The organism is Streptomyces sp. NPDC056503 (genome assembly GCF_042794995.1).
In the GTDB taxonomy this organism is placed as follows: Bacteria; Actinomycetota; Actinomycetes; order Streptomycetales; family Streptomycetaceae; genus Streptomyces.
On record NZ_JBHTST010000109.1, the window covers coordinates 22,767 to 30,079 of the forward strand.

6 protein-coding genes and 1 pseudogene are annotated in these 7,313 nt (G+C 70.1%); 5 read left to right on the forward strand and 2 right to left on the reverse strand.

All coding sequences use genetic code 11. The annotated features are described in order from the left end of the window. The first annotated feature begins 201 nt into the window (after nt 1-201). From ACFQ8C_RS27215 to ACFQ8C_RS27230, 4 genes and pseudogenes are all read left to right on the forward strand, one after another. Nucleotides 202-1,416: an IS110 family transposase gene (locus ACFQ8C_RS27215; RefSeq protein ID WP_383462208.1), complete on the forward strand. Its 1,215-nt coding sequence runs from the start codon at nt 202-204 to the stop codon at nt 1,414-1,416. Nucleotides 1,417-1,458: 42 nt separating this feature from the next. Further along, nucleotides 1,459-1,869: a hypothetical protein gene (locus tag ACFQ8C_RS27220; protein WP_383462210.1), complete on the forward strand. Its 411-nt coding sequence runs from the start codon at nt 1,459-1,461 to the stop codon at nt 1,867-1,869. Nucleotides 1,870-2,059: 190 nt separating this feature from the next. Further along, the gene (locus tag ACFQ8C_RS27225) at nt 2,060-2,359 is read left to right on the forward strand and encodes a transposase (RefSeq protein WP_383462219.1); all 300 of its coding nucleotides are present in this window, start codon (nt 2,060-2,062) and stop codon (nt 2,357-2,359) included. Between the two features lie 41 nt (nt 2,360-2,400). Continuing rightward, nucleotides 2,401-3,012 (forward strand): annotated as a pseudogene (locus ACFQ8C_RS27230) (IS3 family transposase); the annotation flags it as partial. Nucleotides 3,013-3,051: 39 nt separating this feature from the next. Here ACFQ8C_RS27230 and ACFQ8C_RS27235 read toward each other — a convergent pair. Together ACFQ8C_RS27235 and ACFQ8C_RS27240 are read right to left on the reverse strand one after the other, a co-directional pair. Further along, the gene (locus ACFQ8C_RS27235; protein ID WP_383462221.1) at nt 3,052-3,546 is read right to left on the reverse strand and encodes a GNAT family N-acetyltransferase; all 495 of its coding nucleotides are present in this window, start codon (nt 3,544-3,546) and stop codon (nt 3,052-3,054) included. A gap of 146 nt (nt 3,547-3,692) precedes the next feature. Beyond that, nucleotides 3,693-4,631 (reverse strand): MerR family transcriptional regulator, encoded by a 939-nt coding sequence (locus tag ACFQ8C_RS27240; RefSeq protein ID WP_383462212.1) that lies wholly within the window; start codon nt 4,629-4,631, stop codon nt 3,693-3,695. A gap of 563 nt (nt 4,632-5,194) precedes the next feature. On the opposite strand from ACFQ8C_RS27240, the gene ACFQ8C_RS27245 reads away from it, so the two are divergent. Next, entirely contained in the window at nt 5,195-7,222 is a 2,028-nt protein-coding gene (locus ACFQ8C_RS27245; RefSeq protein ID WP_383462213.1) for an FG-GAP repeat domain-containing protein, read from the forward strand. Nucleotides 7,223-7,313 lie beyond the last annotated feature (91 nt).

Genomic DNA, 7,313 nt, shown 5'->3' on the forward strand with positions numbered 1-7,313 from the left:
GTTCCGGTGGTCGTGGCTCAGGGTCTGACTGACGTCCTGCTGGGCTGTCCTGCGACTGTTCTGTCCGGCCGCCGGGACCCGTTCTCCATGGCTCCGGCCAGGTGGAACATGACCTGATAGGAGCTTGGCCAGAGGCCCCCTCAATGTCCTGTCTGACCCACCCGGCCGGCGTCACCTCCGGCCCGGAAGGCAGCTGACAGGATGACCGTGATAACCACGCCCGCCACAGGACAGGATGCGGTGTTCGGCGGAGTGGACTCCCACGCGGACACGATCCACGTTGCTGTCATCACCGACCGGGGCGGCCACGTCGCCGACGCCGAGTTCCCGACCACGGCGGCCGGATACGCCGCTGCGATCGCGTTCCTGAACGCCCACGGCACGGTGACCGCCGTCGGCGTCGAGGGGACCTCCTCCTACGGCCTCGGCTTCACCCGGGCCGCCCGCCACACGGGCCTGACCGTGGTCGAGGTCAACCGGCCAGACAAGGCCGAGCGGCGCCGGATCGGCAAGTCCGACCCCATCGACGCCTACGCAGCCGCCCGCGCCGCGCTGTCCGGCCGGGCATCGGTCATTCCCAAGGACGACACCGTCAGCGGCATACGCGCCCTCCACAACGCCGCCCGGTCCGCCGTCAAGGCACGCACCGCCACGTTGAACCAGATCGCGCACATCCTCATCACCGCCCCGGACGACATCCGCGTCAAGTACACCGCCCTGCGTGGCAAGACGCAGGTCGACGCGATCTCCCGGCTCCGTCCCACCGGCGACGGGCCGCGCGTCGCTCTCCTGACCGCGCTGAAGACCCTCGCCCGCCGCGTCCAGGCCCTGACCGCGGAACACGACACTCTCACCGCTGCCCTGGACACCGCCGCCACCGACAACAACCCCGGCCTGCGCGCTGCGTTCGGTGTCGGCCCCGACACCGCGGCCCAGCTCCTGGTCACCGCCGGCGGAAACCCCGACCGTCTGCGCACGGAGGCGTCCTTCGCAGCCCTCTGCGGCGTCGCACCCGTCCCCGCCTCCAGCGGCAGGACCAACCGCCACCGCCTCTCCCGGGGCGGCGACCGCGGAGCGAACTCAGCCCTCTACCGCATCGCCCTCGTCCGCATGTCCAGCGACGCCCGCACCCGCGACTACGTCGCACGGCAGACCGCCGCCGGACGCACGAAGAAGGAGATCATCCGCCTGCTCAAGCGGGCGATCGCCCGGGAGGTCTTCCGCTACCTCACCACACCGGTCACCGTCCCGGACGTCTCCGACCTCCGGCCCACCCGCCAGGCCAAGAACATCACCCTCACCACCGTCGCCGAACACTTCGGCGTCTGGCCTGCGGTGATCTCCTGCATCGAACGCGGCACGCGCCGCGACGACGACCTCGCAGATGCCTACCGGGACTGGCTCACCGCCGCTTGACCCCGGCGACCCAACAACTCCTCGGTCCTGAGACATGACGTCATGGATGATGAGGCGATGTTCGTCCGCACGCAGAGCCTGCCGCAACCCCCGCAGCAGCACATGACAATTCGGGTTCACACCCCCATCGGGTCCGCCATGGTGCTCTGGCACGGTGATCCGCGAGAAGCCGATGGCCAGCACCTCATCGAATGGACAGTCGACGAGGACATCCACTGGGGCCAGAACACCCAGCCGGCCTCTGCCACCGAGCCGGAACTCCGGCAGGAAGGCGACCGAGTGATCATGAACGGCCGCCTCCACCTGACCGACGACGGCGCCGCCTACCTCCAGGTGGGCCACTGGCCCGTGCTGCTCGATCTGGCATCCCCCATCCCCAGCGTCATGGACGGTTCCTGGGTACAGATCAGCGTCAGATCGGAGAACGTCGCCCTGCACCCCTACCAGACCTGACAGGGCCACCCTCAGGCCCTCGGCAGCCCTTGACTGCCAATAGGAGCATCAGACCCGGCTCCCGGGTCGCCTGTTTGCTGCCGAGTGAGAAGGACGCGTTTGCGGAGCAGGGGAAGCTCGGCTCGTCCGAACATGGGCCTTGCCCCCGGATCTTGGACCTTGAGCCCAGGAGAACGGATGTCCCGTGGTCATGAAGCACTATCCGCCGGAGTTTAAGGCGGACGCGGTCGCGTTGTACGAGTCGCGGCCTGGAGCGACGATCAGGTCAGTCGCCGCTGATCTGGGGGTGAACCCGGAGACGTTGCGGAACTGGGTCCGGGCGGCCGGGGCGATTCGGCCCCGGGGCCGGCGGGCGGAGGTGCCGGCCGAGCCGCCCACGCCGCTGGAGGCGGAGAACGCCGCTCTGTGCAGGAAGGTCCGCGAGCTGGAGGAGGAACGCGAGATCCTGCGGAAGGCGGCGAAGTATTTCGCCGGGGAGACGGACTGGTGAACCGCTTCCAGTTCGTCGCCGATCACCAGCGCCGCCACGGCGTGAAGCGGCTGTACACCATCCTCGGCATCGCCCGATCGAGCTTCTCCTACTGGCGCCGAACGGCCGCGGACCGGGCCGCGCGGCAGGCGGCCGCCGCCCGGCTCGCCGTCCGGATACCGGCCGTGCACCAGGAATCCGACGACACCTACGGTGTCCCGAGGATCACCGCCGAGCTCCGTGATGCGGGCGAGCGGGTCAACCACAAGCGGGTCGCCCGCTTGATGCGCCAGGCCGGCCTGGCGGGTCTGCGCTTGCGCCGCAGGCACCGCACCGCGGTGGCGGACCCGGCCGCGGCGAAGGCCCCGGACCTGATCGGCCGCGACTTCACCGCGAGTGAGACGAACACGAAGTACGTCGGCGACATCACCTATCTCCCGCTGGACGGCGGGAAGTTCCTCTATCTGGCCACCGTCATCGACCTCGCCTCGCGGCGCCTGGTCGGCTGGGCGATTGCGGATCACATGCGCACCGATCTCGTCGTTGATGCCCTGGCCGCCGCCGAACGGACCCGCGGCAGCCTCACCGGGGCGGTGATACACACCGACCACGGCGCCCAGTACACCAGCCGGGCGTTCTCCGACGCCTGCCGCAAGGTCGGCATCCGTCCGTCCATGAGCGCGATCAGCCGATCCGCAGAGACCGGGAGGATCTCAGGCACTCGCGCGCCGCATGTGCAGATGGCCATCGCGGGGGAAGGAGGGCGGTGCCGCGGGCAGGATGGCGTCGAAGTCGTAGCGGCTCTTCTGCGCAACCCGGCACGACGCCAGGTTGTCCACCTGGTGCAGGAGTTCGAGACGCTCCAGCCCGTCTGCTTCGAAAGTGTCGAAGGCCCAGCTGGTGAGTGCCTCCAGAGCGCGGGAGGCCACTCCCCGCCCGCGAGCGTGCGCCGCGGTCCAGTAGCCCACTTCGGCCGCCGGTTTGCCGGAGGCGACTTCCTTGAGGACCACGTTGCCCACCAGCTGTTCTCGAACTGAACCGGGTTGCGCCTCAAGGACGGCGAAGCCGAACCGGTGCCCCGCTGCCCAGCCCTGCTGCTGAGCCTGCACCCAGCGTGTCCCGTCGGCATCGTTGTCCACGGCAGGGTTCGCCCACTGGCGCAGTGCGGGATCCCGGCTCACCTCGACCAATGCGGCAACGTCCTCCATGCGCCAGGGGCGAAGAACGAGAGCGGGAAAGACCGGCGACGCGGCCACCTGAAGGACGACCGGGGCATTCATCAGCCGATCGTATGCGGCGGCGTTTTCACCCGACGCCAGCCGCGTCCGCCCCATGCCGCTTTGCGACCGCCCCGTCATCGCTGTGTCCGGACGCGCAGAGCCTGGACGGACCAGTCGAACACTGGAGCCAGACTCTCCGGGGCCGGCCAGCCGTTGACCACGGCGAGCAGCCGGAGGTATCGCTCCCTGCGCGGGTCGTTCACGCTCTCCAGCCGAGTCGCCAGCCGGCGGCGAAGCTCGACGTCGTCGGGACGGCCGAGGAGGTGCGCGTAGTGCGCGGTGAAGGCCGCGACGATCGGATCGGCCTGGGGCGAGGCCGGGTCGATGCCGGCGGTCAGGGCCGGGCCGACCTGGTCACGGACGGCTGCGGCAATGTCGCGGCGCGGGCCCATCATGCCGCTTCGGGCCTGCTCGGCCGCTTGGTCCTCGGCCATCCGCCGCACGACGGCGCGGAAACCCGGGTCCAGGGACATTTCGGCCAGCTCCACCCACGCCTGGACCTGCTCCGCCTCCGGGTTGTCGGGCAACTCGGGGGTCATCGAGCGCATGACCCCCGCGAATGCGGGGGTGGCGTCAAGACCGCCGAAGACGGCGTCGAGGAAATCGCCGGTCAGACGTCTGCGTTCGTCCTCGGAAAGCTGGGCCAGCTGGTGCATGAGTTCCGTCTCCTCCGGTGTGGACCCGCGCTCGGCCACCGCCGTCAGCACCGCGCGCCGCAGGCGCAGGACGCGGATCTGCACCGTCAGCGCCTTGGCGTGCGCTGCGGCGACCTCCGGAAGCGAGAGCTCACGGTCCACGACCTTGCGGATCGTGGGAAGGTCCAGTCCCAGATCGCGCAGGGTCCGCACGAGGCCCAGGCGTGCGACGGCGTCGATGCTGTAGAGGCGGTAGCCGGCCGGGCTGCGGTCGGTCGGCGCCACGATCCCGCGATCGGAGTAGAACCGAATGGTCTTGACCGTGAGACCGGTCCGTCGAGCCAGTTCACCGATCGAGTAGAGCGTGTCGCCGTTCATGTCCCCACCTTCGTGTCTCCCCCTAGTGGAGACTCAAGTCCCGTCGCCTCCTGGCAGGCAACCACTTCTCCTCCGCAAGTCTTGACAATTCCTCCAGGGTGTACGTCGCGACGAACTACGCCGTTGCCTGCTTCTCGTGCCCGAGGGTACGGACTCCGGGCCAGGCCCTCGGCGTGGGCCCTTCCACCTGCCCCCCGCAGTGCCTTCCTCCGTGCCAAACGGTGATCACAGCCGGTATCCGCCCAGGTGCGTTCAAGCGGAAACCGCACCCTTCGTGCAACCATCGGCCCCGCCCATGAGTCAGATCGGGCGCGGTACTCCCGTGCCCGCTGTCCTCGTGGGGGTTCACCTTGCAATTCCGCACCACCCGTACCCGTCTCGCCTCGGCCGTGACGGCAGTCCTCGCTGTCACGGCCCTCGGTGCCGGCGCCCTGGCAACGGCACCGGCGGCCTCCGCGGCACCCGTCCAGGCGGCTGCCGAGACCGGTGCCCTGCCCGTCTTCCCGACGGGCGCCCAGGTCCTGGCCACAGGGCCCTCGGGCTTTTTCACGCATGACCGGTTCGTGTCCGGTTCCGGCGCTTCGGCACTGCTCTGGACCCCGTACGACGGCGGGGCGCCGACCCCGGTCGCGGTGCCGGACGGCGGCGGGTGGGCCTCGGCCGGCGGCGACGTGCTCGTCGTCGGCGACGCGCCGTCCGCCCGCGACATGCGGGCGGTCACCCTGCGGAACATGGCCGACCCGGCCGCCCCGGGCGTGGGCATCGACCTTTCCTCCCTGAACGCCTCCTACGTGACCGTCCTCGGCCCGGCGAGCGTCCTCGCGCAGGTGCGGAAGGGCGACGGCGAGGCGGAGCTGCTCGTGGTGACCAGGAACGGCGCCGCGCTCGACACCGAGCCGGTGACCGGTCTGCCCGCCCACGCCCAGCACTTCTGGAGCGATGCGCCGGTCGTGAACGGGCAGGTCCTTGTCGGCCACATGGCCAGCAAGAGCGACCCGGTGGCCGGCGGCCGGTCCGTCATCGACATCGCCTCCACGTCCGTCGTCCTCACGTACGGCGCCGACGAGGGCGGTATCGACTTCAGCCACCTGCTGTTCTCCGAGTCGTATGTGGGCTGGTACGAGCGTGAGGGCACCGCGATCACCCTCACGACGGTCTCGCGCGGTCAGGACCCGAAACGGACCACGAAGATCCTCAGTGCCGCGGAGACCGACCTCACCACGCTCGCGGGCGACTGGCTGATCCTCGGGAACCCGTGGGCGGGCGTCAGGGCCTACTCCCTGTCCTCCGGTGACAGCCGCCCCGTCACCAACGGGTCCGGTACGACCGGTCTGGCGGCCGAGGGCATTGGCACTTCAGTGGTCAGCGGCGAGCGCCCCGACGGCACCCGCGGCCTGTTCCGGCTGGGGACTACGGAGAACGGCGACCTGGCCGTCACCAAGATCGCGGACATGGAGCTCGGCGTCCCGCTGGCCGTCGTGCAATCCCACGTCCCCGCCACGGTCAACCTCGACAAGAGTGCCGGCAAGGTGGCGCTGGGGTGGACGCTGTCGCGCCCCGACGCCACCATGGACGTGACGCTCACCCACATCGCGACGGGCAAGGTCTTCCGCCGGCACCTCCAACCCGTCACGGACGGCACCTCCCGCTTCTCCTTCGACTGGGCCGGTGAGGTCTTCGGACCCACCACGCCCCACAGCGACGACGCGCCGAACGGCGCGTACACGGTCGCGATGGAGGCCACGCAGGTCGACGCCCTCGGAGAGACCGTCCAAGACACCCGGAGTATGGAGCTCAGCCGCACGCCCAACCCGCACGACTACACGAACAACGGCTCCACCGACGTCCTCGCCCGGGACGCCGCCGGTGTGCTGTGGCGCGACGACCTGCGCGACCGGCCGGTGAACGGGCAGGTCAAGGCGGCCCAGCGGAGCCGGATCGGCTCCGGGTGGAACACGTACAAGCAGATCGAGGCCGTCGGGAACATCGGCGGCGCCACCCACGGCGACCTGATCGGCCTCGACGGCTCCGGCGTCCTGTGGTCCTACCTCGGCAAGGGCGACGGCACCTTCGCGCCCCGCACCAGGGTCGGCGCCGGCTGGGGCGTCTACAACAAGATCACCGGTGGCAGCGATCTGAACGGCGACGGCTGCTCCGACCTCCTCGCCACCGACACCGCCGGTGTCCTGTGGTTCTACAAGGGCACCGGCAACTGGTCCGCGCCCTTCGCGCCCCGCGTCAGGATCGGCACCGGCTGGGGGACCTACAACCAGATCACCGCCACGGGCAACATCGCGGGCGCGTCCGCCGGCGACCTCGTCGCCCGCGACAAGGACGGCGTCCTCTGGCTCCACCTCGGCAAGGGCGACGGCACCTTCGCCCCCCGCACCCGCATCGGCGCCGGCTGGAACGCCTTCTCCCAGCTCGTCGGCGCGGGCGACCTCGACAACGACGGCCGCCCCGACCTGATCGCGTACGGAGCGGCCGGCACGTACGTCTACCGCTCGACGGGCTCATGGAGCTCGGTGTTCACCCGCCAGACGACATCCCTGTACACCGGCGAGGGCACCAAGTTCACCAACCTCGCCTGACCCGCCCGACGACCCCCCGGCGCCCCGGCAATCCGATCGCCCTCAGAGGTCGTTTTCGCCCGATGTTTCATCCCATCACGGGATGAAACAT